This is a genomic window from Curtobacterium sp. ME-Dv--P-122a, assembly GCF_030209645.1.
Classification (GTDB): domain Bacteria; phylum Actinomycetota; class Actinomycetes; order Actinomycetales; family Microbacteriaceae; genus Curtobacterium; species Curtobacterium flaccumfaciens.
The window spans coordinates 492449-517842 of sequence record NZ_JARVRO010000006.1 but is presented as its reverse complement, the minus strand read 5'-3'; the positions used below and the strand labels follow the sequence as shown (position 1 = coordinate 517842).

The window sequence follows — 25394 nt, the reverse complement described above, 5'->3', positions numbered from 1 at the left end:
GGGGTCGGGGAGCACCCGTGGTCAACGGGTCAGGCAGCAACCGGACGCAACGGTCCGGACGACGCCCGGACGACGAGTGCGTGCGGGGAGCGCAGCACCCCCGGTGTCGCCGGGGCGCCCTCCTCGAGCTGGGCGACGAGCACCCCGACCGCCGTCGCCGCGACGCGGTCCAGGTCGGCCGACACCGTGGTCAGTGCCGGGGTCGAGTACGCAGACTCCTCGATGTCGTCGAACCCGACGACCGCGACGTCGTCCGGCACGGTCCGGCCCGCGAGCTGCAGGGCACTCATCGCCCCGAGCGCCAGCGCGTCGTTGCAGCAGACGATCCCGTCGACCGGCACGCCGGCGTCGAGGAGCTGCCGTGCAGCCGCGGCACCCTCGGCCCGGTGCCACAGCGCGGTCGGCACGACCCGCTCGGGCGCGAACGGTACGCCGTGGTCGTCGAGCGCCTCGCGGTAGCCCCGCAGTCGCTCCTGCGCCGTGCGCACGGGGCCCGACGGGTCGGAGCCGATGAACGCGATCGACCGGCGGCCGGCGTCGAGCAGGTGGGCGGTCGCGTCCCGCAGCGCGTCGGCGTTCGACATCGCGATGAACGGCACGGGGGCGTCCGGGATCGGCTCACCGAGCACGACGAGGGGGAACTTCACCTCGAGTGCGGCGGCGTCGCTCGGCCGGACGGTCAGCGGGCTGTAGATGATGCCGTCGATCGAGTGCTCGCGCATCCGGGTGATCGCGTCCGCCTCGCGCACGCCGCTCGCGGTCTGCTCGATGAGCACCGTGTAGCCCACGGCTCCGGCAGCACGGATGACGGCGTCGGCGAGTTCGGCGAAGTACGCCTGCCGCAGTTCCGGCACCGCGAGCCCGAGCACCTTGGAGCGTCCGGCGCGGAAGTTCCGGGCCGAGACGTTGAGCTCGTAGCCGAGCTCGTCGACGGCGGCCATCACGCGGTCACGGGTGCGGACGGAGACGTGTTCGTAGCCGGACAGCACGTTCGAGACGGTCTTCTTCGAGACACCCGCCACGGCGGCGACGTCGCTCATCGTGGGCGGAGAGCGGTGCCCCTGCGCCATCGGGCGCCCCCTCTCACGTGCGGACTGCGTTCGGCAGGAACCTACCGCACCAGCGTGGTGCGGACCGGACGGGAGGCCCGTGGCGGGCCCGCCACGGGCCTCCCGTCCGGTCCGTCGCCCGTCCAGAGCCCCGCTCAGTCCGCCAGGAACCGCAGGACCGCGAGCACCCGCCGGTTCTCGTTCGGCGTCGCCTCGAGCCCGAGCTTGGTGAAGACGGCGGTGACGTGCTTCTCGACGGTCCCGCCGGACAGGAACAGGGTGTCCGCGATCGCGGCGTTCGACCGGCCCTCGGCCATCAGGCGCAGCACGTCGGTCTCGCGGGCGGTCAGCGAATCGAGCGGACCGCTCGTGGCACGCGGCGCCTGGACCAGTGCGGCCGCCACCTCGGGGTCGAGCACCACGTTGCCCGCTGCGACCTGGTGCAGCGAGTCGATGAAGGTGCCGACCTCGGCGACCTGGTCCTTCAGCAGGTACCCGACGCCGACGGTGGCGACGTCGAGCAGCGCCCGCGCCCACTGCGCCTCGGCGTACTGCGAGAACAGGAGCACCCCGACGTCGGGCCGGACGTCCTTCACCCGCATGGCCGCGCGGACGCCCTCGTCGGTGTGGGTCGGCGGCATCCGGATGTCCATCACCACGACGTCGACCGCGCCGTGCGCGACGGCGGCCACCGCGGCGTCGCCGTCCGACACCGGCACGACCTCGTGCCCGCGACCGCGCAGCAGGGACGTCAGCCCCTCGCGCACGATCGTGTTGTCGTCGGCGACGACGATCCTCACCGTTCGGCTCCGCTCGGCATGCGCATCCGGATGCGGGTCGGGCCGCCGGCGGGGCTGTCCACCTGCAGGTCACCGTCCACGGCGCGCAGCCGTTCGAGGACCCCGGCCAGGCCGGTGCCGTGACCGTCGGGGGTGCCGAGCGCGACGTGGGCCCCGCCGTGGCCGTCGTCCTCGACCTCGACGAGCAGGTCGGTGCCGAGCATGCCGACCCGGACGGCGGTGGCCGAGGCTCCGGCGTGCTTCGACACGTTCGTCAGCAGCTCGAGCACCCCGAAGTACGCGATGCCCTCGACGACGCGGGACGGTCGGACGGGCAGGTCCACCGACAGCGCGACGGGGAACGGGGTCCGGGAGCACGCCGAGGTCAGCGCGGCCTCGAGCCCCTCGTCGAGGACGGGCGGGTGGATGCCGCGGGCCAGGGCGCGGAGCTCGACCAGGGCCTCCTTGGTCGACGCGTGCGCCCGGTCGACCAGCGCGGTGACCGCGTCCGGGTCAGCGCCGGTCTGCAGGCGGTCGCGGGCGTCGCCGAGGGTCATCGCCAGGCCGACGAGCCGGGCCTGGGTGCCGTCGTGCAGCTCCCGCTCGATGCGGCGCAGGGTGGTGTCGGCGTCGAGCACGGCGGCGTCGCGCGAGGCCGTGACCTGGCGGAGCCGCAGGTCGCGGGCGGTGGCACCGAGCAGGGCGCGGATGACCACGCGCTGCAGTGCCGCGAGCCCGTGGTTCACCGCGGGCCAGAGGAACAGCACGATGAGCAGGCCCAGCACCGCGAACGCGACCTGCAGCGGCGGGGTGTCGACGTACACGCCGAGGAACTGCGCACCGCTGTGGAGCTCGCCGTCCGCGCCCCGCTGCGCCGGCAGGAAGTGCCCCCACGCCGCGTGGGTCATCGCGCCCAGACCGCTCACGAGCACCGCGGTCGAGACGGCGAACGTGGTCGTGGTCAGCACGAACCCCGCGAGCAGGTACGCGAACGCCCGCCAGGTCGGGCCGTCCGACAGCCGGGCGAACGCGGTGCCGAGCGGCGTCGAACCTGCACGGGGCGGTGCCGGAGCGACGACGACCTGCCCGAGCAGCGCGGCGGACATCCGGCGGGTGACCGCGGCGAACCAGTGCGACCCACCGAGCAGGAACGCGGCGACGACCAGGCCGACCCAGGTCAGCGACACCGGGATGCCGACGGCCAGCACCACGACGAACCAGGCCAGCGCGGCGATCGCGATCGGCAGGTGCGCGGCGTGGAACGCGAAGGCCCGCCAGGTGCTGCCGTCGGCGACGGCTCGGAACGGTCGGAACCGGGGGACGGTGGTGGGGGCGCCCGGGGTGGCGACGGCGGTGTACATGCGGACCTCTTCGTGTCGGTGACGAGCTTATTGCCCGACACCAGCCTCGCCGCGGGGGTCCGCCCGCACACCGGTGCTGCCCCCCGTGGTCGGTGGGGAAACCCCGCGATCATCGTCAGCCGGGTCGGCTCAGGCCCCGGTCTGCTCCGTCGGCGTGGCCACGGGCTTCGACTGGCTCGACCCTCGTTGCCGCAGGGACACGGTGGCGATCACCATCACCGAGATGACCAGGAACTCCGACTGCCAGTTCTGCATCGACTCGAACCAGAACTGGCTCGTGCCCAGGTAGCCCCACGCCGAGACCACGCTGTCGCCGTGCTCGAGCTGCTCCTCGTTGTAGGCCGCAGCGCCACCGATCACGTGCCCGACGACACTGCCGAGGAAGAGCACCGCGAACAGGATCAGCAGGGAGTTCTCGTACAGCACGAGCACGATCCCGCCCCGGCGCACCGGCCACGGGGCCTTCGGGTCGTCGGCGTACTCCCGGGGGTCCTCGTCCTGCGGGCCCTGTTCGTCCAGGGGCTCGGACTCGCTCGACCCCTTCTGGAACAGGAACACCGTGAACACGATGTACGCGCCCATCTGCAGGAACTCGCTCTCCCAGTTCTCGAAGGTCGCCTCGGCGAAGTCACCGCTCGTCAGGAAGCCCCAGAGCGACACGGCCGCCTCGCCGTGCTGGAGGGCGTCCGCCGCGGACACCCGCCACCCGGCGAACACCATGCCGACGAAGCACACGACGAAGACGGCGACGTTCGCGAGGAGCAGGCCGTGCCGTCGCACGCGCTGCCACCCGCTCGATCCGTTGTGCAGGCCGAGGGTCACCGGGTCCTCCGTTCGTCGTGTCGACGCCATCCTCGTCCGGGCGCGACGAACGCCTTCGCAGGAGCACCCGACCGGTCGCGGCGGTTCCGTCAGCGACTCAGAGCGTGATGCCGGTGGCCTCGGCGAGCGTGTCGAGCAGTTCGGTGCGGAACCGCTGGTCGGCCACCGCCGGGTGCGGTTCCTGCCGCTCCCCGTGGAACCAGTAACCGCCTGTCACGGTTTGGTCCGGGTCGGTCGCGAGCGTCTCCTGCGTGCGGTGTCCGAGCTCGAAGTCGTCCGGAGCGCCGGCCCCGCCCATCTTGGTCGCCACCCAGCCCAGGTCGACAGCGTTGCTCAGCACGCCCGGGCGTCGGAGCGGCACCTCGGCGGCGAGCGCCGTCACGAACAGCTTCGTGTCGGAGTACGATTTCGTCTCCGACGCGCCGGTCCAGTCGACGGTGTCCAGGCGCGGGCGGCCGCCCCGGTGCATCCCGCTGCTCAGGTACACGTGCCGCTCCGGCGAGCGCAGCAACGCGGTGAACAGGTACGGCGCCACGACGTTGACGGGCACCAGGGAACGGCCCGAGATCACGCCGGCGTTGTGCACGACGGCGTCGAGCGGGGTGCCGGCGTCGAGTTCCCGGGCGGTGGCGATCACGGCGTCGCGGTCCGCCAGGTCGGCGACGACGAGTTCGGCGCCGCGCTCCACCAGGTCGGCGACCGCCTCGGCGCGGGCCGTGTTGCGCGCGTGGACGACGACGTCGTGCCCGTTGCGGAGCAGCGAGTCGGCGGTTCCCCGCCCGAGGCCGTCGGTGGATCCGGTGACGAGGATGCGTGCCATCCGCCCATCATGCGCCCGACCGCTGCGGCGGGTCCGGCAGGTGGACCGGGAACGGACGGACGGGAGGCGCGGTGCCGGCCCGCCACGGGCCTCCCGGCTGTTCACGGGCCGGCCACAGGGCCGCGGTACGGTCGCTGCATGAGCAGCTTCCTCGAGCCCATCGACGCCGTCGGCGTCGGTGACGCGACGATCGTGCCGGACGCCACGCGACCGGTCGCGGCGGTCGTCACGGGCGACGACGTGCGGTGGGTGACGTGGCCGGACGCCCCGTTGCCGGACGGTGCGGTCGACGAGGTCGGGGTCCTCGGGACCGACGGGGGTGCCTGGGTCGTCTACGGATCGCGCGAGGAAGTGGGCGACGACCTCGACGAGATGTCCCGGACCGCCGTGCACGTCACGCCGACCGGGGTGACGTGCGCGGTCGACCTCGGTGATCGACGCGTGCTCGGGGCGGACGTCGAGGGGCTGTGGATCGGCGACCCACGTGACGCGTCCATGTGGATGGGCAAGGACGAGGACGAGGGCCCCGAGGATCCGGAGGACGACGAGACGGTCGAGGACGACGACGGGGACTCGGACGACCCGCTCGACGGCGTCGACCCGGAGACCCTGCCGTGGGCGCCGTCGGAGCCGTTCTGGCCGTCGCCGGAGGAGTGGGCGGCGACGCTCGCTGCCGGCGACGAGCCGGAGGACGACGAGCCCGAGCTGCTGGACGACGACGACGACGATGGGCCCCGGTACTGGAGCGTCAGCTTCGGCGGCGTCGAGGGCGGCTTCGTCCCGCCGCCTGAACCGCAGGCGGAACCCGCTCCGCCCCTGCCGACCCCGTCGACTGAACTGGTGCTCGTCCGGACCGACGGCAGCCGGACGACGATCGCCGTCGACCACCTGGTCGAGGACGTCCGCCGTACCGGCTCAGTCCTCACCATCCGGTACATGCCCACCGGACCCCGGCGCACGCCCGATCCGACGGGCGGGTTGACCTACCACTACGACGCTCGGGAGGTCGACCTCGACGTCGCTGCCGGCCTACCCAGCGCCGTCACCACCGATGACCTGCCGTCCCGCCCCGCGAGCGACGAGGACGAGACGTCGTGGGAGGACGAACAGGAACGTCTGGAAGCAGCCCTCGCACCGTGGACGGAGCGCTTCGACCTGACCGACGTCGAGGGCGCGCACTGGCCGCTGCACGACCTGGATGCTGCCGCACGGGAGCGCGCGGTCGCGGACCTCGTGGACGTGTTCGAGGCCCTCGACCAGCCCGGCATCCTGTGGACCCGCGACCACCCGGAGCCCCGCCGGTCGGCGAGTGACTACCGGGCGGTCGAGGTCACCGTCGAGGGGGAGTGGCCGGCGACCGAGCTCGTGGTGTCGTTCGAGCACCGCGCCGTGCCGTACCTGCGGCTCCGTCGGCGCTACCGGGTGTTCGACGACGCCGGGCACGTGGAGGACTGGACCTACGTCACGGTGCACCTGGAGGAGGAGATCGCCACCGGCCACATCGCTGACCGGTCGGACGCGGTGGACGGGGTGCTCGACATCTGACGGGTGCCGTCCTGCCTGATCCCACCGCCCCGTGCGGCTCGCTGGTCCTGTACGTTTCCTGTGTAGACATCCCCCTGATCAGAGAGGACGCGGCGCCATGAGTGACGGCACGCCCCAGTACAACCAGCAGAACCCGAACCCCTACGCCGCCGGGGGGCAGCCCTACGGCGCTCCGATGCAGCCGTCGTCCGACCGCTTCAACGTCATGGCGATCGTCGGGTTCGTCCTGGCCTTCGTGGTGAACATCGCCGGCCTCGTCGTGTCGATCATCGCGCTCTCGCAGATCAAGAAGACCGGGGAGCGCGGCCGCGGCCTGGCCCTCGCCGGCGTCATCATCAGCGCCCTGTCGCTCGTGTTCGGCATCATCTGGATCATCTTCGTGATCGCTGTCGTCGCGAACGCTCCGGCAGGCAGCATGGGCAGTTACTGACGCCCACCAGCACCAGACGGGAGGCCCGTGGCAGCTCGCCACGGGCCTCCCGTCTGTCCGGTGTCGGTTCCGAGCGTGGCCTCAGCCGATGACGCCGGTGTGCTCCAGCACGATGTTCAGACCGATCAGGATCAGGACGACGCCACCCGCGATCTCCGCCGGCTTGCCGAAGCGGGCACCGACACGGCGACCGACCAGGACCCCGACGAACGACAGCACCGCAGTCGTGATCCCGATGAGCAGCACCGCGCCGCCGATCGAGACGGGCAGGAACGCCAGGGTGACGCCCACCGCCAGGGCGTCGATGCTGGTCGCGACCGCCAGCACGAGGAGTTCCCGGACCGGCAGCCGATCGGTGTCCTGCTCCGTGTCCTCGTGCTTCGAGAACGCCTCCCACAGCATCTTCCCGCCGATCAGCGCGAGCAGCCCGAACGCGACCCAGTGGTCGAAGGCCGCGATGTACTGCGCGAACGCCGACCCGAGCAGCCAGCCGAGCAACGGCATCACCGCCTGGAACACCCCGAACGTCAGCGCGATCACGATCGCGTGCCGCACGTCGAAGCGCTTCATGTGCAGGCCCTTGCCGAGGGCGACGGCGAAGGCGTCCGCGGAGACGCCGAGCGCGATGAGGAAGAGGGCCCAGAAGGACATGGGGGTGGCGCCTTTCGAGACGGTCGGATGGAGACTCCGACGTCTCAGGACCTGACGATCCTGGCACGGTCCCGGGCACGAAAAGGCCTGATCAGCGGGATTCGTCGCCCCGAATCCGCGGGTTGGTGGGCCCGGTCCGCCAACCCGGCCCACGTTCTCGACGTGACCAGGGGACGGACTGGAGGCTCGTGGCGGGCACGGCCACGAGCCTCCAGTCCGGCAGTCGGTGCGTCAGGAACCGGCGGCCGCGTGCGCGGCCACCTGGCTGGCCGTCAGTTCGGTGCCGTAGACGGCGGCGTACCGCATCGACCCGGTGAAGTACGGGTTGTTCGTGGAACCCGGCCACCCGCTGACGACGTCGTAGCCGACGCGGAAGTACCCTGTGAAGTTCTCGGGGCTCTTGAAGGCCGCGTTCGACGCGACGAGCGTGCCGTCGACGTACAGGCGCATGCCGTTGGTGGGCGACATCGTCGCCACCGTGTGGTGCCAGGCGCCGTCGTTGACAGCCGCCGGCGAGGTGATGACCTGGGTGGCGCCGTTGTAGGAACCGAACGCGAGCTGGCCGGTCGTGGTCAGGTAGAGCTTCCGGTCGTGCTGGCTCGACGCTCCGGTCTGGCTGCTGCCGAAGCCGATGAGCATGCCGCCGGCGACCGTGGTGCGGAACCAGACCTCCTCGCTGAAGGTCGTGGGGTTGGCGGACGAACGCGGGGTGGAGACGTAGCTCGTGGAGCCGTTGAGCGCGTAGGCGCTGCCGCTGTCACGCGGGCAGGCGTTCGGGCTCGGCGTGGTCGCGGTCATGGTGCCCTGGTAGGTGCCGTTCGCGCCGCGACCCGACCAGTCGGTGGCCGTCTTCGAACCCGAGGCCTCGGTCAGGCGGTAGGCGAACAGGGCGTTCGCGGTGTCCGCGCCGACGGCACCCGTGCACGTGAAGTACGGGGCGGTCGCCGCCGTGTTCGCACTGTTGGTGACGCGGGCGGTGTACGCCGAGCGGGTCGGGGCGAACTGGTTCAGCAGGACGACGACGGCCAGCGCGACCACGAGCAGGACGGCGACGACGCGACCATCGCGCAGGCGACGGAGGATCACGAGGGACGCACCGCCTCGACGCGGCCGACCGCCAGGCACGCCACGAGTGGCACGAGGCAGACGGCGAACAGGGCGACCCAACCCAGGGGGTCGAGGTCGATGTTCGACATGAGCTGGTAGTGCCCGTTCTTCGTCAGCTCGTGGATGACGACCTTGCCCATCTCGCCGTCGACCAGGTGGACGCTGTTGCCGCCGTGGGCATCGACGCGGACCGGGAAGATCCCCGACGAGATCACGGTGGCCTCGACCCCGGTCGGGCTCGAGGTGTTCGTGATCGTCGTCACGTTGACGAACGGCTTGAACACGAATGCCGCGTACGAGACGGTGAGGGCGCTGCCCGCGATCCGCAGGCACGTGCGGGTCACCCGGTCGGTGAACGCGCTGGTCAGGGTCAGGATGATCAGCGTGCCGATGAGCAGGATCGGGGCGGCGCGGAGCAGCCAGCCGATGCGCGGGACCAGGAGCGCGGGGGTGCCGATCACGTCCGCCTGGGTGAGCGTCCACGGGTCGGTCGCGCCGTTGACGTCACCGCGGGTGTGGATGCCGCCGTCCGCGTCGATCGAGACGATGCGGTGCGTGTAGACGACGTCCGGGTTGGCGGAGGTCTCGAACGAGACGATGTCGCCGACGCGGAGCGTGGCGACGTCCGCCGGCAGGTCGAGCACGAGGGTGCCGACCGGGGCGGCTTCGCCCATCGAGGGGGTCTCGACGACGAACCAGCGGCCGCCGGCGGAGAGGAACAGGACGGCGGCGGTGAGGAGCAGTGCGGCGATCGCGGCGACCGACCAGGCGAGGACCGTCTCGGAGCGGGTGACCTGACGGCCGCGGAGGACCGGGCGGTCGAGCATGCCGCTGAGCGGGATCGCTGCGGTCTGGCTCATGGGCGCTGCTCCGGGGATTCAGGGGAATGGCGACGCTCGACCGGAGGGGGGTCGGCCGAGCGTCGCCGGTCTGGGGGAGGGGGATGGGGGGTTGGATCAGGCCGTGAAGGTCCAGGTCATCGGGACCGAGGCGGCGAGGCCCTGGTAGGTGTTGCCGGCCGAGGAGTCGAGGGTCACCGCGAAGTTGAACGGGACGCTCGCACCGGCGGCCGGGGCCTGCGGCATCGTGAAGGCCGACGCCGCCGCACCCTTGAAGCTGGCGAGGGTGCCGCTGAACACGGTGGTGGAGCCGGAGGTGACGACGAGGTTCATCTTGGCGCAGAGGTCGGTCGCGGTGCCGTTGGCCGAGCCGTTCGCCGACTGGGTGCACGTGGCGCCCGGGTTCAGCGTGAAGGTGCTGGCGTTCGCGGTGCCGGTGTTCTTGATCGAGATCGCGGTGTTGACCGTGTTGCCCGGGGTCATCGTCGTGCTGCCGCCGAACTTGTTGATCGTCGAGCAGGTCGCCGAGTTCGTCGAGACCGAGCCGCCGTCGGTGCTGAGGCAGGTGACGGTCGCGCCGGCGTTCTGCTCCTGCATGATCAGCGTGCCGCTGCCGGCGGTGTTGCTGCTGTTGGTGATGCTCGCGGCGAACCCGGAGAGGGTGCCGGTGAGCGAGAGGGAGAGCAGGACGGCGGCGAAGATACCCGCGAGGAGCGCCACGGGGGCGAAGCGGATCCGCTTCAGTGCGGAGGTGCGGAGCTTGGTGGACACGGGGTACCTCTTCGTTCGGTGGTGGTTGCAGGAAGTTGGGGGAAGCAAGGCATTCGGGCTGTTTTGCTTCAATGGTTAAGATAGTCACTGATTCACCAAGTTGACCACTCGTATACTTACCCCAGTGCGGGGGACGCCTCTTGTCCCCCCGGTATCCGACACGGAAGAGGGCCCTCGTGGCAGCAGCACCGAACGACGACGACGCCGCCGATCTCATGGCCGCGTTCACCGCCGTCGTGCGTGCGAACGCGAGCCTGGTGAGTCAGCTCAGCGCCCGGGCGGGCGTGCACGAGAACGCCCTCCGCGCCCTGGTGCTCATCAGTGACACCGGGTACTCCACGCCGACCGAGGTCGCCGGGTACCTGGGGCTCACCTCGGGCGCGGTGACGAACATGATCGACCGGATGAGCACCGCCGGCCTGCTCGAGCGCGCACCGAACCCGGCCGATCGCCGAGGCTCACTGCTGCGGTTGCTGCCTCCGGGCCATGTCGTCGTGTCGGACTACCAGGAGCGGTACGCAGCGATGCTCCGGGCCGTCGACGGGGCGCACAAGGGCGAACTGCACGAGGTGCTCAACGACCTGGCGACGAGTCTGTACGAGCAGGCTGCCGCAGCGTCCTGATCTCGCTCGTGCGGACCGCGCGTCTACCTGGTGGGGATCGCCCGTTCCTCGGTCGAGGTGAGGCCGGCACGGCGTTCCCGATCCGTCCCGCGGGCACGCTCGTCCTCGAGCACGCGCACGACGGTGTCCCGGAGGGGCCGGGTCACCCCGCCGGCGTCAGCGAACGCCACAGTGGATCGCTGTGCGAACCCGGCCTCCGACACCGGGATCCACAGGGGGAGTGATCGCGGTCCGGCCCAGTAGGCCACCTCGTGCGCGAGCAGGACGCCGTCGTCGACCGCGACCAGCTCGTCGTCGAACCCGGTGGCCTCGGCCACGCATCGGAAGAAGTCCTGCATCGGCACCGGAGTGCCCACGGCGTTGACCGTCCCGACGAACCCCTCGCGCCCGGCACGGACGATCCAAGCGGCGAGGTCCGCGACGTCGATCACCTGGACGAACCGCTCCGCCGTCGTCGGCACCAGCACCGGCCCACCGCGGTCGAAGCGTGCCGACCAGTACCCGAACCGGTCACTGGGGTCGCCGGGCCCGACGATCAACCCCGGGCGTGCGATGAGCAGCCGTGACCCGAGCCGGAGCCGCGTCATGCGCTCGGCGAGGACCTTCGCGTCGGCGTACTCGGACGGGTCCTTCGGCTCCACCAGCCGGGCGGACTCGTCGGCGCCCGGTTCGTCGTTGTCCGCGTACACCGAGACCGTCGACACCAGGGTCCAGTGCGCGGCCCGGTCGGCGAGGGCGTCGAGCGCCGGGGCGACGAGTTCGGGGGCGCTGGCGAGCTCGATGACCTCGTCCCAGTTCCCGCTGGCCTGTTCGTACGCGCTGGCCAGGGCTCGATCCGACTGGACGAAGCGCGCTCCCTCCGGAACGGTTCCGGTCGTGCCCCGGGCGAGGCAGGTGACGTCGGCGCCCTCGGACAGCAGCTCGTCGACGATCGTTCGCCCGAGCCAACCGGTTCCGCCGAGTACCAGGACGCGTCGCACGCGCTCGGCCATCAGACGGGCTGGAGGGGTCGTCGTTCACCGTCGGGGAGCTCGACCCGGATGCGATCGCCCGGCCGCACCGTGCCACCGGTGAGCACGACGCTCATCACCCCGCCCTTGCGCTCGACCGTGCCGTCCTCGGCGCGCCCCAACATGGCACGGAGGAGTCCCGGCTCGAAGCCGTTGATCTGCTGGCACGGGTTCCGCAGGCCCGTGACCTGCACGGAGGCGTCGTCGCCGAGGTGCAGCACTGCTCCCTCGGGCAGCCCGAGCAGGTCGATGCCACTGGTCGTGACGTTCTCGCCCATCTGTCCCGGTTCGACGCTGAACCCGGCTTCGGCGACCTCGTCGAACAGCTCGGCGTGCAGCAGGTGGACCTGGCGCAGGTTCGGCTGCGACGGGTCACGCGCGACCCGGGAGCGGTGCTGCACGGTCATGCCGGCGTGGGCATCACCCTCGATGCCCCACCCCGCCACGAGCGTCACCGCGTCGACCAACGGCTTGCTGAACCGGTGCTCGCCGTCCTTGCTCACCGCGACCACGCGCGGCTGGTCCATGTCGTCCCCGCTCATGGGGCCGATTCTGCCCCATGGTCACGGTCGCGCGCCTGCAGCGTCGGTCAGCGGCGCTCGCGCAGGCCGGTTCAGCGGCGCTTGCGCAGCGCGTTCGTCGCCCACAGTGAGACGGCGATGAGCACGGGCTGGAACAGCAGGCGGACGAAGCGCTTGGTGTCGGTGTCCAGACCGAACCCGTCGCGGTGGTGCATCCACTGCGCGATGTTGCCGGGGAAGACCGCGAGGAAGAACACCGCGACGACCCACCCGACCGTCACCTGACGCCGAGCAAGGAGCATCAGCGCAGCCCCGAGGGAGATCTCCACCACACCGGAGGCGATCACCGTGACGTCCGTCGGCAGCGGCACGAACTTCGGCACCTGCGCCTGGAACTCCTCGCGGGCCACCGTCAGGTGACTGATGCCGGCCCAGGTGAGCATCGCGCCGAACAGGATGCGGACGATGGTCCGGGGGCGGGTGGAACGGACTGCGGGGGTGCGGGTTGCCATCGGGGTGGTGCCTTTCACGGTCGTGGTGGGGTTCGGTGGAGTGGGAGGCCGAGGTCAGCGGCTGCGGAGGACGCGGCGTCGGCGTGCGGCCTCGAACGTGATCGCGGCAGCGGCGGAACCGAGCGTGAGGATCCGCGCGACCGGACGGCCGCGGGTCGAGGTGAGCAGCCGCAGCACGCCGGCGAGTGTGAGTGCGGTGGCACCGCCGGTCGTGCTCGTCACCGAGCCGTCTTCGCGGTCGATCACGAGCCGGGTCCCGCCGAGGGCTGTCACCGCGATGGCGGAGCCGGTGCCGACCAGGTCGTTCACGGATGCACGGCGAACCCCCGCGGTGGCGAGTCCGAGCCCGGACAGGACTTCCAGGCCAGGGATGCCGAGCGCGTGTGGGACGCCCGGCTCGAATCCACGTCGCTGCATCTGCCGGGCTCGAGCGCGCAGCGGGGTACGGCGAACCGTGGCGATGCCGTGCCCGGCGAGCAGGCCGCCGGTGAGGAGGTCGATCCAGCTGGTGAGTTTCACGTTGCGCTCCATTAGGTTGTGCACAACCTAACACGTCGATGCCGAAGACGGTCGAAGGGCCAGTAGGTTCGTCTGGTGCCATCACGAGTGTCCGGGTTCGCCGGCGACCTCCGCCTCCGCCTGACGATCGCCTCCCTCGTCGTGATCGCCGCGCTCTACCAGTGCTTCTGGAACCTGGCCGGCTCGAACATCACCGGCGACGAGAACATCTACCTGCAGAGCGGGTGGCAGTACGTCCACGGCGACTTCACCGCGAACCGCGAACACCCGCCGACGGCCAAGTACCTGTTCGGGCTCGTGCAGCTCCTCACCGGGCAGGGTGCGATCGGCCCGCGGGTCCTCGTCGGTGTGCTCACCTTCGCGGTCGGCGTGGTCCTGTACCTGTGGCTGCGTCGCGAGATCGGGTACTGGGGTGCCCTCCTGGCGGCGTCGCTGTGGTGGCTGACTCCGCGTGGTGGTGCGGGCGCCCGGGTCGACCGGCTCGCCCTGCTCGACCCGGTGATGACGGCCTTCGCCGTGTTCGCGATCGTCGCCGCGTGGTGGTGGATCCGCAGCGAGCGGGCCTGGTGGCTCGCTCCCGTGTCCGGCGTGCTCATGGCCGCCTCGGTCACGTCCAAGCTGTCGACCATCGTGCTGCTCCCGGCGTTCCTGCTGCTCCCGGTCCTGTTCAAGGCCTGGCGGAAGGGCCTCGTCGGCGGCGCGCTGTGGGTCGCCGCCTTCACGGTGACGTTCGTCGCCCTGTACGTCCCGATGGGCATCCGTTCCGCGATCCAGTACATGGTCGCGTTCCAGGAGGGGCAGAACACCAACGGGCACCCGATCACGATCGACGGGCAGATCTACACGTTCGCACCGTGGTGGGCGAGCTTCCGGTTCTTGCTCGACGGCACCGGCAAGGGGATGCTCGTCGTCCTCGCGATCGGTGTGCTCGCCGCCCTGGTGGTGCGGGCGGACCGCCTGGTCGCGTACGTCGGCGCATCCCTGGTGCTGCTCGTCGTGTTCTACGTCGTCGTCGCGAAGATCGCGCTGCCGACCTACTACACCGCGTGGATGCCGTTCCTGCTGGTCCTCGCCGCCATCGGCTTCACGCGACTCGCCACCGTCCCCCCGAGGGCCCTGACCGTCCCGGTCGTGCTGGTCCTCGTCGCGACGCTCGTCGTCCCCTCGTTCCGGGTGAGCCAGGCCGTCGCGCGGGCGCACCCGACCGGGATCGCGCTGTTGCCCGGGTACCTCGAGGACCACGATGTACCCGAGGGTCGGATCCTGTTCGTGTCGGCGACTCCCACGCTCTTCCTGCCGTACGTCGGCGACCACGGCACCAACCGACTCGACCGTGGCCCCTACGTCGCCATCGTCGTCGGACGCGACCAGCGGCTCCCCGCACCGGAGGCCGTGACCAACCTGCTGCAAGACGACGCCTCGTCCTTCACCACGGGCAGGCTCGACGGCCTGCGCGTGTGGGTCCCGAAGGACGGCCGCATCCGCGAGGACAACGGGGCACTCACGATCGCCCGCTAGTCGACGCGACGTCGGCGAGGCGTCGCGCGCCCATGTGTCGACAGACTCAGAACTTGTCGCCACCCCGGCTCACGGTTCTCGGCGCCGACGCCCGTGTCTCTCGATTCGACCAAACATCTTGTCGCCGTGCCTTCAGCTCTGCGGCGGTCCCGATAGACGATCGCTCAGCGACATTCGTGGTTCTCGGCGTTATTCGTCCGGTCCGGCGTGTGCGTGGGGGGCCGGTTTAGTGCGGCTGCGTCAGGGGAGGAGTCGCGCCGGCGTGCATGCGCCCCGGTCGCCAGGGATTTAGATGGTGTCGATGATTGTGTCGGCGACGGTTGCGACCTTGAAGAACAGGACGGTGTGCTAACCCTTTCTCGACGGTCACGGGAGCGAGTAGGTAGGGCGCAAAGACCGAGTTATTGACTAACTAGACAATTATCGAGGTACAGTGGCCTGCTGGCCCGGACGGTCCGTGGTCACGGAGGAGAAGGCGCCATGATCTCGCACACCAAGCACAGCCCGACCAGCAAGGTCATCAGCGCGTACTACACGGTCCACCCCGACGATCGACAGGCATTCAGCGACGCCGTGATCCCTCACCTGACCACCACTGCGCACCAAGACGGATGCACGTACTACGTCTTCGCCGAGGATCTCACGGACCCGAACACGATCCACCTCACCGAGGGCTGGCGTGACCAAGCCGCCGTCGACGCCCATATGGCTGATGAGAACTTCCTTGAGGCGGCTACAGCCGTCCTCGGGGGCATCCGCATCCTCGACTACCAGGCCGAGTACTACGACGTGGCCGCCCAGACAGCTGGCGCCCTCCCCAGCGTGAGCTGACAGCACCACTCAGCGACCTGCGGATCGTAGGCCGAGCCCGCCTTGGCCCCGCATAGGATCGCGCCATGCCCCGACCTCGCAAATTCGACGAGGACACCGTCGTCGAAAAAGCCGCCGGTGTCTTCGCTGCCGTTGGCTACGGCGGCACGACGATGGAGGAGCTGAGCCGCGCCACCGGGCTCGGTAAGCAGAGCATCTACAACACCTTTGGGGGCAAGCGAGACCTTTTTCTGCGCGCACTCGAGCGGAGCACCTCCACGCAGGTTGATCGCCTGACTGTCGAGCTCACATCGGGGACGGCCTCTCCGCTCGAGCGGATCAGAGCGCACCTGGATGCACTCGCCATCACTTTCACCTTGGAAGGGCCGTTGGATTCGCTGTTCACGAAGGCCACGGTGGAGCTGGCCGACCGCGATCCGGAGGTCGCCGAAGCCGCTCGTTGCGCCTATCGGCGCCTCGAGGACGAGTACGCCGGGTGCATCGAGCAAGCGCAGACAGCCGGGGAAGTGGACGCGGCTCTCGACGCCCGGGCCCTGGCGACGTACTTCGTGGCGGTCACTCGCGGCATGGAGGTCCTCGGCACTGCCGGCGCCGACCGGTCGGTGCTCCTCGGTGTCGGCCGAGCGGCGTTCACCCTGCTCACTTGAAGCGCGAGGCAACCCAGACCCGGTCAAGTGCTTGTAGCGACCACGCTGGAGGTGACCGACAGGAGGTGGGCCGAAACTCGACGGGAAGCCAGGGCGCTCGTCGAGCGCGACCTCGACTTCGTCCATCGGTGTGCCGTCAGGCCAGGCTCTGGAGCTACCTGTGCTGGTGACGTCTCTGCGCGGCGATGGTCATGAAGCTCATCGCAGCCAGGACGATGGTGACCCCGACTGCCGCGACGGTGATGGCGTCGGGGTGGATGACCGATTGTCCCCGCAACGCCTGCCACAGGGCGATCGCGGTGACGGCAGCGTACGTCGCTCCGGCCGCGACGACGATACGGAGCCGATCGGCCTCACTGAGCGCCCGGGGGAGCGTGATCGCGAGGATCGGCAGCACCTGCAGTGCGTGCATGCCGATGAAGTGGGACACGCGGAGATCTCCGTGGGCGGTGTTCCAGCCGAGGAAGAAGATGCCGCCGGTCGCGTCGTCACCGCCCACGGAGTGGGAGCCGTAGGTCGACGATGTCGGGTCGGCCAGCTGGGCCGCGGTGGGGATCACCATGAGGAAGCCCACGGACAGGCCGACCAGGGCGATGATCAGTCCGAGCCTCAGGGACCACGCCAGCGCCCTGTCCTCGATCCGGGAGAACATGGCCAGGAAGGCTCCGATGACCAGTGTCGCGCAGTACATGAGGGTGACCCCACCGGCCATGAGCTGGTAGAAGAGCTGGTTCGTCGGAGTCGAGACGTTGAAGTGGCTTCCCACGCCGCGAACCACTTGGATCGAGATGACGACGATCTCCAGGAGGGACGCCGCTGCGCCGACGGTTCCGGCCCACCAACCGATCCGACGCAGGACAGGCCGCTGCACCATCGAGAGCATCCACGCAAGGGTGATCGCGTAGAGCGCGAGGGAGATCGAGAACTTGAGAGGTTTGGCCCAGATCGGGTCGTCTGCCAATGTCCGCGGATCGAGGATCAGCCCGACGAGGCACACCACAGCCCAGAGGCACATCACTGTGGTGAAGGCGACGAGAGGTCGGTGCCATCCGCGTACCGCGGTCCAGAGTGCGCGGGAACGGTCCTGGACGAGGCTCACGGGCGGGTGCCCGCTGCTGTCATCCGCTCGGAGATCGACCAGAGTCTCGCTGCGGTCTCCGGGTTCCGTGCCTGCTTCGACTGGCTGATCACCTCAGCCCCGCCTCGCATGTGCATCATCCGCTGGGGTCCGACGAAGGTGCCGCCGGGGAGGTCGGCTGAGGCGGCGAGCAGCGACGGCAGCGCACCGTCTTCCGGCTCCTGCCCCAAGATCGGGACGAGCCGGTCCCAGAGGTTGGGGCGCTGACCGGCCGGCCGGTCGTAGATGGCTGTCTTGACCAACCCCGGGTGGGCGGCCAGCGCCCGCACTCGAGAGCCCGACGTCTGCAGCCGCCGGTCCAGCTCCGACGTGAACAGCAGGTTGGCGAGCTTGGAGTCCGCGTACGCCCGGCTCGCCTGGTACGGGCGTCGGTGCCAATCGAGGTCGTCGAGGTCGAGACGAGCCATCCGTTCCGCCTGGGACGCGACGGTGACGACGCGGTCGGTGATGTGCGGCAGGAGCAGCGTCGTCAGGAGGAAGTGCCCCAGGTGGTTCGTGCCGAACTGGAGCTCGTGACCGTCGGCCGTCCGCTGGAGGTCCTTCGACTCGACGCCTGCGTTGTTGACGAGGATGGCGATCGGTTCGTCGATCCGGTCTGCGAAGTCGGGCACCGTCTCAAGCCGCGCGAGGTCGAGTGGCAGGACGCGGTGCGTTCCCGGAGTGCCGGGGAGGGTCGCTGCCATGGCTTGCCCCTTCTCCTGATTCCGGACAGCGAGGATGATGCGTGATCCGGACTCGGCCAGGGCGACCGCGGTCGCTCGGCCGATGCCGCTGGTGCCGCCGGTGATGATGACGGTCTCGTTGGTCGGTGCCTGGCCTGCTCTGGTGTCGTCCATGCCCCCAATGTAGACACTGGCTACATTGTTGTCAACGTCTACACTGTTCGGATGGCACAGCAAGCACGCTCCTACCACCACGGGTCGCTGCGTGAAGAGCTCGTCCGCGAGGGGCGCGCGCTCCTGATCGAGGAGGGGCAACAGGCGGTGACGGTGCGAGAGCTCGCGCGCCGCGTGGGCGTCAGCCATGGTGCGCCGCTCCGTCACTTCCGTGACCGGGACGCCGTCCTCGCCGCGATCGCCGCGGACGGTTTCGACGAGCTGCGTCGCTATCTCGAGGCCGCGCGGCAGGTGGGCACCCTCGAGCGCCGGCTCACGGAGTACATCCGCGCTCATGCTCGCTTCGCGCAGCACAACGGCCCCCTGATGCAGCTGATGTTCGCGTCGACCGACGACGGCACGAATGCGGGGCGCGACCCCGAGGCGCAGTCCTCGGCCGAGCGCTTCTTCGCGCTGGGCGCGGAGCTGCTCGGGGAGAGAAGTCCGGAGTCGATGGGCCCGATGCCGTTCCTGGTCGCGGCGACGACAGAAGGCATCAGTGCCTTGGCCGCCACCGGCCGGCTCCCCGAGGATCGCGTGGACGAAGTCGTCGTCGCCGCGGTGCGGGCGCTCCTGCCGCAGATCGAGCAGCAGCTCGGAACGGCCGCCCAGGGACCGGTCACCGCCCCCGACGGGTGAACCGGGACCGGCGCGCTCGAGTCGCGGCAGGCTCGGTGCCGCGAACGCGATGAGGGGCCCGGTCGCCCGGGCCCCTCATCCTGTGACATGCGGTACTAGACGCGGCCGAGCATCGCTTCGTTGAGGATGGTGCCGCCGAGCATCCAGCCGCCGTCGGCGACCTCGTCGAGGATGACGAGGGTCGTCGGGCGTGCTCGTTCTCCGTAGACGTCGACGATGGCGTCCGTGACGGCGTCCTGCAGCTTCTTCTTGGACTCAGGCGTGAGGGTGTCCGCGGGGACCTTGAGGTTGGCGAAGGGCATGGTGGTTCCTTTCGGTGGTGGCCCGGACGTTCCGGGGGTCAGAGGGCGGCGTTCGAGGGCAAGAGATCCTCGATGCCGATGCGGCGGTAGAACTCGGCACGGACGCGGTCGGTGACCGCGGACACGACTTCGCTGCCATCGCGGGACGGGTCGACGTGCGACCGGAACGGGCGCGTCCCCTGGGGCAGGCCGACCAGGCGCACGATCTCGTCGGCGACGTCCTGCACGTCGGCCTCGGGCGGCACGATCGCGGCGAGGCGGTGGGTCAGCTGGCGGCGGAGCGTGCCGTACTCGGCGTCGTGGTCGGTCACCCGCGCCTCGTCCGCCGGGGTGGTGGCGTTGGTGAAGTGGTTCGTGCCCGAGGTGAACGCCCCGGGGACGACGATCGAGCTGTCGATGCCGAAGCGGATCGTCTCGGCCGCGTAGCTCTCGGCGAGGGCGTCCATGCCGGCCTTGGCGGCGAAGTACGGGGCGAGGAACGGAGGGTGCCCGCCGCGGGTGGAGGAACTGCCCACCCATACGACGAAGCCCGAGCGCTGGGAGCGCATGTGCGGCAAGACGGCGCGGGCTACCCGGTGGCCGCCGACCACGTTGACGTCGTACAGGTACGCGAACTGTTCAGGCGTGAAAGCCTCAGCGGCACCGAAGGCCATGTGGCCGGCGTTCTGCACGACGGCGTCGATGCGGCCGTACGCCCTGATGACGGTGTCGACCGCAGCGTCCACGGATCCCTGCGACTGGACGTCGAGCTCGACGCCGCCGAGCCTCAGCCCCTCACGAGAGGCGAGGTCGGCCAGGGCGTCGCGATGAGCCGCGTTCCTCCCGTCGACGGCACGCATGCCCGCCGCGACGACGTGGCCTGCGCGTGCCAGCGATTCTGCCGTGAGTCGACCGAATCCTGTGGAGGCGCCGGTGACGAGGATGACCAGCGGCACCGTCATCAGACCATGCCGCCGTTGACACGGATGGTCTGGCCGTTCACCCAGCGCCCGTCCGGCCCTGCAAGGAACGCCACCACGCCGGCGATGTCCTCCGGGGTGCCGAGGCGCTCGAGCGGCGGGACCTTGGCCAGGGCGTCGATCTGCTCCTGCGTCTTGCCGTCGAGGAACAGCTCCGTCGCGGTCGGGCCCGGAGCGACGACGTTCACCGTGACGTCCCGGCCACGGAGCTCCTTCGCCAGGATCAGCGCCATGCCCTCGACCGCGCTCTTGCTCGCGACGTAGGCGCCGTAGGTGGGGAACTGCGTTCCGACGACGGATGTCGACATGCCGACGAAGGCACCCCCGGAGCGCAGTCGACGTGCTGCCTGCTGTGCGACGACGAAGGTGCCGCGGACGTTCGTCCTGTGCAGGTCGTCGAGGGCGTCGAGGTCTTGCTCGGCGATGGTCGACAAGCCGAGGCGTCCGGCCGAGTGCACCACGACGTCGACGCCCCCGAAGTCGTTCGCGACCCTGTCGAAGATCGCCGCCACGGCGTGCTCGTCGGCGACGTCGGCCTGCACGGCGATGGCATGGCCGCCGGCGCTCGTGATCTCGTCGAGGGTCGCGGCGGCCGCGGCACCCCCGCTGGCTGATGCGACGACGACGGTGAACCCGTCACGGGAGAGTCGGGTGGAGATGGCGCGGCCGATGCCGCGGGAGCCACCCGTGACGACGGCGATGCGCTGGGGATCAGTGCTCATGATCTGCCTTTCGTTGCTATTGCTCGGCCGTTTCGCCGATACGCGAGAACTATCACAGATACGAGACGCGATAGCAAGTGCCCTAGGCTGGGGGCCATGATCCGATCCGACGACGACCTCCGGAGCGCGCTGCTCGCGGCGGCCGAGGAACAACTGGTCGCCGCGTCCGATGGCGAGATCGCCACACGAGCGGTCTGTGAGGCTGTCGGTGTGACCCAGCCGGTGCTGTATCGGCTGTTCGGCGACAAGCGGGGACTCCTCGACGCCCTGGCCGAGACGGGCCTGCAGCGCTACGCCGCCCGCAAGGCCGAGCTTGAGGCCACCGACGACCCGGCGGCGGACCTGCGCCGCGGGTGGGGTGACCACCTCGACTTCGCGAGGGAGAACCCCGCCCTCTATCGCCTGATGTTCGCGCCGCGACCCTGGGCGGGCGGTCGCGCAGCGGACGGTGTGAGGGCGCTGCTCGAGCGGACGCTCTCTCGGTGCGCGGCCGCGGGGCTTCTCCGTCTCGAAGTCGACGTCGCATCGGGGATGATCTTGGCGGCCAACGTCGGGCTCGCCCTCGACGAGATGACGACCGTGCGTCCCGCGCGACGGGCGAATGCGGTCGCCGACGCGCTCCGCGACGCCGTCCTCGGTGCCGTCCTCGTCGCGGGTTCCCCGCCGGCGTCGTTCGACGCTGCCACAGCCGCCCGGCGGCAGCTCCGTGCGCAGCTCGCTGAGGGCGGGCCTGGTGCCCTCCTCCCCGAGGAGTCCGCGCTCATGAACGTCTGGCTCACGCGCCTCGACCGAGAAAGCGACGGCCCCCGGTGATCTCCACGTTCCTCGTCGAACACGCGCCCCTCGTCCGCATCGGCTTCTGGGTCGCCGTCGCGGCCGCCACCCTGCTCGCCTGGGTCCTGCACCGGCTCCGGCTCCGGCGTGTCCTCCTCGGCCTCTCGGCTGTCGCGCTCATCGCGGTGCTCGTTCTAACCCTGGTGCCCGACGGAGCTCGGCCCGGCGGTGTCACCTGCACCGTGCAGTTCAGCGTCCCGTTCCAGGGCATCGACACGCTCGCCAACGTCGCGATGCTGCTGCCGCTCGTGCTCTTCCTCGGGACGGCGACGAACCGGCCGCTGACAATCCTCACCGGTGCGGTCGCCCTCTCCGCCGTCATCGAAGTCGTACAGGCCCTCGCGCCCGTCCTCGGTCGCCGGTGTGACACGGACGATTTGGCCATGAACACCGTCGGCGCGGTGCTGGGCGCGGTCATCGCTCTCGTCATCTGCGCGATCGACCGGCGACGTAGGGCCACCGCGTCGTCGGGATGAGTCACTGGCCGCCAGCGGTGCGCCCGACCCGCGGCCAATATGCCTACTGGCGATCAGGGCGTGATGTGCACGGGCTCATCGGCAATGGCGAGGATGGTGGTCTTCCCTCTGCAAGCGGGGGCGCTCGATGTAAGAAGCACCTAGTACGGCTCCTTGAAGGTGTCCGATAGGGGATCGGCAACCGGACGGCACCTCTGTCGCCAACGGCTCGCTAAGCTCCACCCACATCTGGAGTGGCACGACCGATCGATAGGGGTAGCAATGTTGATTCTGCAGTTGCTCGTGCCGGTAGTCCTGGTTGTCGTCGCCGTGCTCATCTTCCTCGCGGCCCGCGGGAGCATGAGTCGAAGCCCGCTGCAGGATCAGCAGGACGCCGAGTGGCGGGCGAGGCGTGACGAGCGACGTCGAGCTCGAGCCGAGCGTCGTTCCAGCGACCGGTAGACGATCGGCTACTGGGACTCGTAGCTCGTCGTCTTGACGACGTTTCACGTACGGTGCATGCATGCGTCCCGGGGTAGTGACCGTGCTCTGTCTCGTTCAGTTCGTTGACGTACTGGGTGTCACAAGCGTCGTCACGGCGATTCCGGCGATCCTGAATGGTCTCGGCGCTGATCCGGCGGCCGCCGGTCCGCTTGCAACGACGTACGCGATGTTCTTCGGGGCGATGCTGATCCTCGGCGCGCGACGGGGACCGCTACGGTCACCGGAGGATCCTTCTCGTCGGGATCGTCGTCTTTGGCGTGGTGTCGATCATCGGCGGTACCGCGCAGGCGCTCCCGCAGGTGCTCATTGCGCGCGCTGTCCAGGGAGCCGCGGCAGCTGTATCTGCTCCGTCAGCGCTCCGGCTGATCCTCCACGCAACGGCTGCTGGACCGGGCCGGTCACGAGCTCTCGCAGCTTGGAGCGCCGTCGGTGCCGCAGCCGGCGCAACCGGGTTCCTTATCGGTGGACTGCTGACGACGGTGCTCGGCTGGCCGTCGGTGTTCTGGGTCAACGCACCGGTCGCTGCTCTCCTATTCGTCGGAGTGGCCCTCGTCGTGCGGGAGGAGCCGGAGCCGGGTCGGGCCGAACGGCTTGATGTCCTCGGTGCCGTCCTCCTCGTCGCGGCCGTGATGCCGGTCATCGCAGGCACGGCCCTGCTCGAGGCACAGGCCACGCAGCCGCAGGGTGTTGGACTGATCCTCCTCAGTCTGGTGATCGCTGGGTTGTTGGCCTGGCGGCTCCGCCGCTCACGTTCACCGCTCGTGCCGCGGGATGCGTTCCGCGACACCAACCTCCGACGTGGGTCGGTGCAGTCATTCCTCAACACCGCGACCACCAGCTCATCGTCGGTGCTGGCAACACTCGTGCTCCAGGACCGCCTCGGGATACCAGCACTGCTGTCCGGGCTGGTCCTCATGGCATTCAGCCTCGCCGTCATCGGCGGATCCGTCGCAACCGGCCAAATCGCTCCCCGACTCGGACCAGACCGGTTGGCCGCAGTGGGGGCTGCAACCATCGCATGCGGTAACGCGGTCCTCGCTGTTCTAGGCCACTCGTGGCCGTGGATCGCGGCCGGCGTCGCCGTGATCGGCCTTGGCCTTGCAGCGGCTTCGGTCGCAGCGACCGGCCTCGGTACCAGCGTCCCGGCAGCCTTGGCCGGCAGCGCAGCAGGCATCGTGAACACCGGAGCGCAGCTCGGAACAGCGATCGGGACCGCCCTCATCATCCTCATCGCAACCGCATCGACCCCATCGGTCGGATGGGCGGTCGCCGCAGGAATCGCACTCATCTGCGCAGGGTGGTCCCGCCTCCGCCACCAGTCCGCCGCCACAACCTGACGACCCGCACCGACATGTCCGGTCACCGATCGGCGAGTGAGACGTTGTGATGCCGCGGTGAGCGTCCTCCAGACTGGTCTGGTGGTGAGTATCCGGCGGGCACGTGTCGATGACGCCGAAAGGGTCGGACTGTTCCAGACGCTGACGTGGGAGCAGACCTACCGTGGCATCGTCCCGGACTCCTTCCTGGACGCTCGGTCCCTCCGTCCAGCGACGGATCGCTGGGCAGAGCGCATCGGCACCGGCAGTCGACGCGTGTTCGTTGCCGAGTCACCCGAGGAACAAGTCATCGGTGTCGCGAGCACGAGTCGCAGTTCCGGCGACTCGAGCAGCTTGCCAAGCCTGGAGCTCTCGACGTTGTACGTAGATCGAGAGGCCCAGGGCACGGGAGTTGCCTCAAGCCTCCTGAATGCTGCGCTCAACGAAGAGGATGCTCACCTCCTCGTGTTCTCGTTCAACAAGCGGGCTCAGCGCTTCTACGCCAAGCACGGCTTCGAGCGCCGAGGAGATCGACAGATCGATTCAGGGACCGGGCTCTACGAAGAACGCTGGGTGCGGGAGACGGGGAGACCGTCTCGGTGAACGGACGTGCGCTCGACCGGGCGGCACCCTGCCGCCGTCTCGGATGGGGATCGTCAATCGAGGCACCTTGATACCGAACGGTGACACTCGGCCAGGCGTTTCGTGGTGAGCTAGCCGGATGCGCATCAGGTCAGCGGCCGTCGTCATCCGAGACGAGAGCCTGCTCGTCATCGATCGGTTGAAGAACGATCGTCACTACTGTGTGCTCCCTGGTGGCGGGGTCGAGGAAGGCGAGAGCCTCCGCGAAGCGTGTCAGCGCGAGCTGCGTGAGGAGACGGGCCTTGATGCGAGCATCGGCGACCTGCTCGACGTACTAGTGGATAGCGCCGTTCCCGCGGCTTACTTCGTGGCGCAAGTGCGTCCTGGTTCGTTGGTGCTGGGTGGCCCAGAGATCGAACGAGCATCAGAACTGAACCAGTACGAGCCGAGGTGGGTGGAAGTGAGTTCGCTCGCGCAGATACCGCTGGTGCCGGACGCGGCCAGGCAAGCGGTGCAGCTGGTCCTCGACGCGCGCCGGTAGCTGATCGGCTACCGGACGGCTCCCGCTGGCGTGTGTACCCACGGTCGTCAAGCGCGCGCGAACCCGCCCCGCGCCGAGCCGCAAGCAACGCCTGACCATCGTCGGGCTCGCAGTGTTGGCGATGGTGGTGGGCGCCGCGGTCCTGCAGCTCTCTCGCTGAGGGATCGGCTCC

30 protein-coding genes are annotated in these 25394 nt (G+C 69.8%); 12 read left to right on the top strand and 18 right to left on the bottom strand.

The window, feature by feature from the left end; all coding sequences use genetic code 11:
• Positions 1 to 29: 29 nt before the first annotated feature.
• From QRN49_RS07385 to QRN49_RS07365, 5 genes are all read right to left on the bottom strand, one after another.
• Positions 30 to 1070 (bottom strand): LacI family DNA-binding transcriptional regulator, encoded by a 1041-nt coding sequence (locus QRN49_RS07385; RefSeq protein WP_246520928.1) that lies wholly within the window; start codon positions 1068 to 1070, stop codon positions 30 to 32.
• Positions 1071 to 1204: 134 nt separating this feature from the next.
• Positions 1205 to 1849: a response regulator transcription factor gene (locus QRN49_RS07380; RefSeq protein ID WP_071248572.1), complete on the bottom strand. Its 645-nt coding sequence runs from the start codon at positions 1847 to 1849 to the stop codon at positions 1205 to 1207.
• Complete coding sequence (locus QRN49_RS07375; protein WP_071248575.1) at positions 1846 to 3189, bottom strand: sensor histidine kinase; 1344 nt, start codon at positions 3187 to 3189, stop codon at positions 1846 to 1848. The genes QRN49_RS07380 and QRN49_RS07375 overlap by 4 nt, the downstream gene beginning before the upstream one ends.
• Before the next feature lie 129 nt (positions 3190 to 3318).
• Positions 3319 to 4011 (bottom strand): DUF6766 family protein, encoded by a 693-nt coding sequence (locus QRN49_RS07370; protein ID WP_284754906.1) that lies wholly within the window; start codon positions 4009 to 4011, stop codon positions 3319 to 3321.
• Between the two features lie 97 nt (positions 4012 to 4108).
• Positions 4109 to 4831 carry an SDR family NAD(P)-dependent oxidoreductase gene (locus tag QRN49_RS07365; RefSeq protein ID WP_284754905.1) on the bottom strand — a complete coding sequence of 241 codons (723 nt, stop codon included), beginning with the start codon at positions 4829 to 4831 and terminating at the stop codon, positions 4109 to 4111.
• A gap of 138 nt (positions 4832 to 4969) precedes the next feature.
• On the opposite strand from QRN49_RS07365, the gene QRN49_RS07360 reads away from it, so the two are divergent.
• Together QRN49_RS07360 and QRN49_RS07355 are read left to right on the top strand one after the other, a co-directional pair.
• Positions 4970 to 6376 carry a hypothetical protein gene (locus QRN49_RS07360; protein WP_284754903.1) on the top strand — a complete coding sequence of 469 codons (1407 nt, stop codon included), beginning with the start codon at positions 4970 to 4972 and terminating at the stop codon, positions 6374 to 6376.
• Between the two features lie 97 nt (positions 6377 to 6473).
• Positions 6474 to 6806: a DUF4190 domain-containing protein gene (locus QRN49_RS07355; RefSeq protein WP_128780356.1), complete on the top strand. Its 333-nt coding sequence runs from the start codon at positions 6474 to 6476 to the stop codon at positions 6804 to 6806.
• An 81-nt stretch (positions 6807 to 6887) separates the two neighbouring features.
• Here the strand turns inward: QRN49_RS07355 and QRN49_RS07350 are convergent, their stop codons facing one another.
• The 4 genes from QRN49_RS07350 to QRN49_RS07335 form a co-directional block, all read right to left on the bottom strand.
• Complete coding sequence (locus tag QRN49_RS07350) at positions 6888 to 7457, bottom strand: manganese efflux pump MntP (RefSeq protein WP_027466883.1); 570 nt, start codon at positions 7455 to 7457, stop codon at positions 6888 to 6890.
• A 231-nt stretch (positions 7458 to 7688) separates the two neighbouring features.
• The gene (locus QRN49_RS07345; RefSeq protein WP_194622622.1) at positions 7689 to 8543 is read right to left on the bottom strand and encodes a LamG domain-containing protein; all 855 of its coding nucleotides are present in this window, start codon (positions 8541 to 8543) and stop codon (positions 7689 to 7691) included.
• Positions 8540 to 9424, bottom strand: a complete 885-nt coding sequence (locus QRN49_RS07340; protein WP_209080785.1) for a S26 family signal peptidase — start codon at positions 9422 to 9424, stop codon at positions 8540 to 8542. The genes QRN49_RS07345 and QRN49_RS07340 overlap by 4 nt, the downstream gene beginning before the upstream one ends.
• A gap of 96 nt (positions 9425 to 9520) precedes the next feature.
• The gene (locus tag QRN49_RS07335; protein WP_027466885.1) at positions 9521 to 10174 is read right to left on the bottom strand and encodes a COG1361 family protein; all 654 of its coding nucleotides are present in this window, start codon (positions 10172 to 10174) and stop codon (positions 9521 to 9523) included.
• Positions 10175 to 10350: 176 nt separating this feature from the next.
• Here QRN49_RS07335 and QRN49_RS07330 point away from each other — a divergent pair, with 176 nt between their 5' ends.
• Positions 10351 to 10797 (top strand): MarR family winged helix-turn-helix transcriptional regulator, encoded by a 447-nt coding sequence (locus QRN49_RS07330; RefSeq protein WP_071248606.1) that lies wholly within the window; start codon positions 10351 to 10353, stop codon positions 10795 to 10797.
• A 23-nt stretch (positions 10798 to 10820) separates the two neighbouring features.
• Here QRN49_RS07330 and QRN49_RS07325 read toward each other — a convergent pair whose 3' ends face one another.
• The 4 genes from QRN49_RS07325 to QRN49_RS07310 form a co-directional block, all read right to left on the bottom strand.
• Positions 10821 to 11777, bottom strand: coding sequence for an NAD-dependent epimerase/dehydratase family protein (locus tag QRN49_RS07325; RefSeq protein ID WP_284754897.1), 957 nt, complete (start codon positions 11775 to 11777; stop codon positions 10821 to 10823).
• An 11-nt stretch (positions 11778 to 11788) separates the two neighbouring features.
• Complete coding sequence (locus QRN49_RS07320) at positions 11789 to 12349, bottom strand: MOSC domain-containing protein (protein ID WP_282818428.1); 561 nt, start codon at positions 12347 to 12349, stop codon at positions 11789 to 11791.
• A gap of 71 nt (positions 12350 to 12420) precedes the next feature.
• The gene (locus tag QRN49_RS07315; RefSeq protein ID WP_027466888.1) at positions 12421 to 12840 is read right to left on the bottom strand and encodes a DoxX family protein; all 420 of its coding nucleotides are present in this window, start codon (positions 12838 to 12840) and stop codon (positions 12421 to 12423) included.
• A 54-nt stretch (positions 12841 to 12894) separates the two neighbouring features.
• Positions 12895 to 13359: a hypothetical protein gene (locus QRN49_RS07310; RefSeq protein WP_282818429.1), complete on the bottom strand. Its 465-nt coding sequence runs from the start codon at positions 13357 to 13359 to the stop codon at positions 12895 to 12897.
• A 75-nt stretch (positions 13360 to 13434) separates the two neighbouring features.
• Between QRN49_RS07310 and QRN49_RS07305 the strand changes: the two genes are divergently transcribed.
• The 3 genes from QRN49_RS07305 to QRN49_RS07295 all read left to right on the top strand — a co-directional run bounded on the left by QRN49_RS07305 (position 13435) and on the right by QRN49_RS07295 (position 16355).
• On the top strand, positions 13435 to 14877 hold the full coding sequence (locus QRN49_RS07305; RefSeq protein ID WP_282818430.1) for an ArnT family glycosyltransferase: 1443 nt from the start codon (positions 13435 to 13437) through the stop codon (positions 14875 to 14877).
• Between the two features lie 480 nt (positions 14878 to 15357).
• Positions 15358 to 15708: a putative quinol monooxygenase gene (locus QRN49_RS07300; RefSeq protein WP_055964593.1), complete on the top strand. Its 351-nt coding sequence runs from the start codon at positions 15358 to 15360 to the stop codon at positions 15706 to 15708.
• A gap of 65 nt (positions 15709 to 15773) precedes the next feature.
• Positions 15774 to 16355: a TetR/AcrR family transcriptional regulator gene (locus QRN49_RS07295; RefSeq protein ID WP_055964596.1), complete on the top strand. Its 582-nt coding sequence runs from the start codon at positions 15774 to 15776 to the stop codon at positions 16353 to 16355.
• A gap of 154 nt (positions 16356 to 16509) precedes the next feature.
• Here the strand turns inward: QRN49_RS07295 and QRN49_RS07290 are convergent, their stop codons facing one another.
• A complete protein-coding gene (locus QRN49_RS07290; protein WP_284754891.1) occupies positions 16510 to 17370 on the bottom strand; it encodes a hypothetical protein in 861 nt (286 codons plus the stop codon).
• A gap of 80 nt (positions 17371 to 17450) precedes the next feature.
• Positions 17451 to 18329, bottom strand: coding sequence for an SDR family NAD(P)-dependent oxidoreductase (locus tag QRN49_RS07285; protein WP_056261575.1), 879 nt, complete (start codon positions 18327 to 18329; stop codon positions 17451 to 17453).
• 51 nt (positions 18330 to 18380) lie between these two features.
• Between QRN49_RS07285 and QRN49_RS07280 the strand changes: the two genes are divergently transcribed.
• Positions 18381 to 19007: a TetR/AcrR family transcriptional regulator gene (locus tag QRN49_RS07280; RefSeq protein ID WP_284754887.1), complete on the top strand. Its 627-nt coding sequence runs from the start codon at positions 18381 to 18383 to the stop codon at positions 19005 to 19007.
• Positions 19008 to 19102: 95 nt separating this feature from the next.
• On the opposite strand, the gene QRN49_RS07275 is transcribed toward QRN49_RS07280, so the two are convergent.
• Genes QRN49_RS07275 through QRN49_RS07265 form a run of 3 tightly spaced genes read right to left on the bottom strand, consistent with a single transcriptional unit; the run spans position 19103 to position 20990 of the window.
• Entirely contained in the window at positions 19103 to 19309 is a 207-nt protein-coding gene (locus QRN49_RS07275; protein WP_043594869.1) for a tautomerase family protein, read from the bottom strand.
• A gap of 38 nt (positions 19310 to 19347) precedes the next feature.
• Positions 19348 to 20250: an SDR family oxidoreductase gene (locus QRN49_RS07270; RefSeq protein WP_284754880.1), complete on the bottom strand. Its 903-nt coding sequence runs from the start codon at positions 20248 to 20250 to the stop codon at positions 19348 to 19350.
• Entirely contained in the window at positions 20250 to 20990 is a 741-nt protein-coding gene (locus tag QRN49_RS07265; protein ID WP_282818434.1) for an SDR family oxidoreductase, read from the bottom strand. The genes QRN49_RS07270 and QRN49_RS07265 overlap by 1 nt, the downstream gene beginning before the upstream one ends.
• Before the next feature lie 96 nt (positions 20991 to 21086).
• Between QRN49_RS07265 and QRN49_RS07260 the strand changes: the two genes are divergently transcribed.
• The 5 genes from QRN49_RS07260 to QRN49_RS07240 all read left to right on the top strand — a co-directional run bounded on the left by QRN49_RS07260 (position 21087) and on the right by QRN49_RS07240 (position 25222).
• A complete protein-coding gene (locus tag QRN49_RS07260) occupies positions 21087 to 21803 on the top strand; it encodes a TetR/AcrR family transcriptional regulator (RefSeq protein ID WP_055964614.1) in 717 nt (238 codons plus the stop codon).
• Entirely contained in the window at positions 21800 to 22300 is a 501-nt protein-coding gene (locus QRN49_RS07255) for a VanZ family protein (protein WP_284754875.1), read from the top strand. The genes QRN49_RS07260 and QRN49_RS07255 overlap by 4 nt, the downstream gene beginning before the upstream one ends.
• Positions 22301 to 23040: 740 nt before the next feature.
• The gene (locus tag QRN49_RS07250; RefSeq protein WP_502868987.1) at positions 23041 to 24120 is read left to right on the top strand and encodes an MFS transporter; all 1080 of its coding nucleotides are present in this window, start codon (positions 23041 to 23043) and stop codon (positions 24118 to 24120) included.
• Positions 24121 to 24177: 57 nt separating this feature from the next.
• Positions 24178 to 24702: a GNAT family N-acetyltransferase gene (locus tag QRN49_RS07245; protein WP_159574035.1), complete on the top strand. Its 525-nt coding sequence runs from the start codon at positions 24178 to 24180 to the stop codon at positions 24700 to 24702.
• A gap of 118 nt (positions 24703 to 24820) precedes the next feature.
• Positions 24821 to 25222 carry an NUDIX domain-containing protein gene (locus QRN49_RS07240; RefSeq protein WP_284754873.1) on the top strand — a complete coding sequence of 134 codons (402 nt, stop codon included), beginning with the start codon at positions 24821 to 24823 and terminating at the stop codon, positions 25220 to 25222.
• Positions 25223 to 25394 lie beyond the last annotated feature (172 nt).

Bases quoted from the DNA above. Each gene is read 5' to 3' on its own strand.
- QRN49_RS07290 (WP_284754891.1), bottom strand. From the start codon at position 17,370: ATGTGCCTCTGGGCTGTGGTGTGCCTCGTCGGGCTGATCCTCGATCCG.
- QRN49_RS07285 (WP_056261575.1), bottom strand. From the start codon at position 18,329: ATGGACGACACCAGAGCAGGCCAGGCACCGACCAACGAGACCGTCATC.
- QRN49_RS07350 (WP_027466883.1), bottom strand. From the start codon at position 7,457: ATGTCCTTCTGGGCCCTCTTCCTCATCGCGCTCGGCGTCTCCGCGGAC.
- QRN49_RS07385 (WP_246520928.1), bottom strand. From the start codon at position 1,070: ATGGCGCAGGGGCACCGCTCTCCGCCCACGATGAGCGACGTCGCCGCC.
- QRN49_RS07260 (WP_055964614.1), top strand. From the start codon at position 21,087: ATGATCCGATCCGACGACGACCTCCGGAGCGCGCTGCTCGCGGCGGCC.
- QRN49_RS07355 (WP_128780356.1), top strand. From the start codon at position 6,474: ATGAGTGACGGCACGCCCCAGTACAACCAGCAGAACCCGAACCCCTAC.
- QRN49_RS07280 (WP_284754887.1), top strand. From the start codon at position 18,381: ATGGCACAGCAAGCACGCTCCTACCACCACGGGTCGCTGCGTGAAGAG.
- QRN49_RS07270 (WP_284754880.1), bottom strand. From the start codon at position 20,250: ATGACGGTGCCGCTGGTCATCCTCGTCACCGGCGCCTCCACAGGATTC.
- QRN49_RS07375 (WP_071248575.1), bottom strand. From the start codon at position 3,189: ATGTACACCGCCGTCGCCACCCCGGGCGCCCCCACCACCGTCCCCCGG.
- QRN49_RS07365 (WP_284754905.1), bottom strand. From the start codon at position 4,831: ATGGCACGCATCCTCGTCACCGGATCCACCGACGGCCTCGGGCGGGGA.
- QRN49_RS07275 (WP_043594869.1), bottom strand. From the start codon at position 19,309: ATGCCCTTCGCCAACCTCAAGGTCCCCGCGGACACCCTCACGCCTGAG.
- QRN49_RS07300 (WP_055964593.1), top strand. From the start codon at position 15,358: ATGATCTCGCACACCAAGCACAGCCCGACCAGCAAGGTCATCAGCGCG.
- QRN49_RS07240 (WP_284754873.1), top strand. From the start codon at position 24,821: ATGCGCATCAGGTCAGCGGCCGTCGTCATCCGAGACGAGAGCCTGCTC.
- QRN49_RS07315 (WP_027466888.1), bottom strand. From the start codon at position 12,840: ATGGCAACCCGCACCCCCGCAGTCCGTTCCACCCGCCCCCGGACCATC.
- QRN49_RS07340 (WP_209080785.1), bottom strand. From the start codon at position 9,424: ATGAGCCAGACCGCAGCGATCCCGCTCAGCGGCATGCTCGACCGCCCG.
- QRN49_RS07360 (WP_284754903.1), top strand. From the start codon at position 4,970: ATGAGCAGCTTCCTCGAGCCCATCGACGCCGTCGGCGTCGGTGACGCG.
- QRN49_RS07320 (WP_282818428.1), bottom strand. From the start codon at position 12,349: ATGAGCGGGGACGACATGGACCAGCCGCGCGTGGTCGCGGTGAGCAAG.
- QRN49_RS07265 (WP_282818434.1), bottom strand. From the start codon at position 20,990: ATGAGCACTGATCCCCAGCGCATCGCCGTCGTCACGGGTGGCTCCCGC.
- QRN49_RS07295 (WP_055964596.1), top strand. From the start codon at position 15,774: ATGCCCCGACCTCGCAAATTCGACGAGGACACCGTCGTCGAAAAAGCC.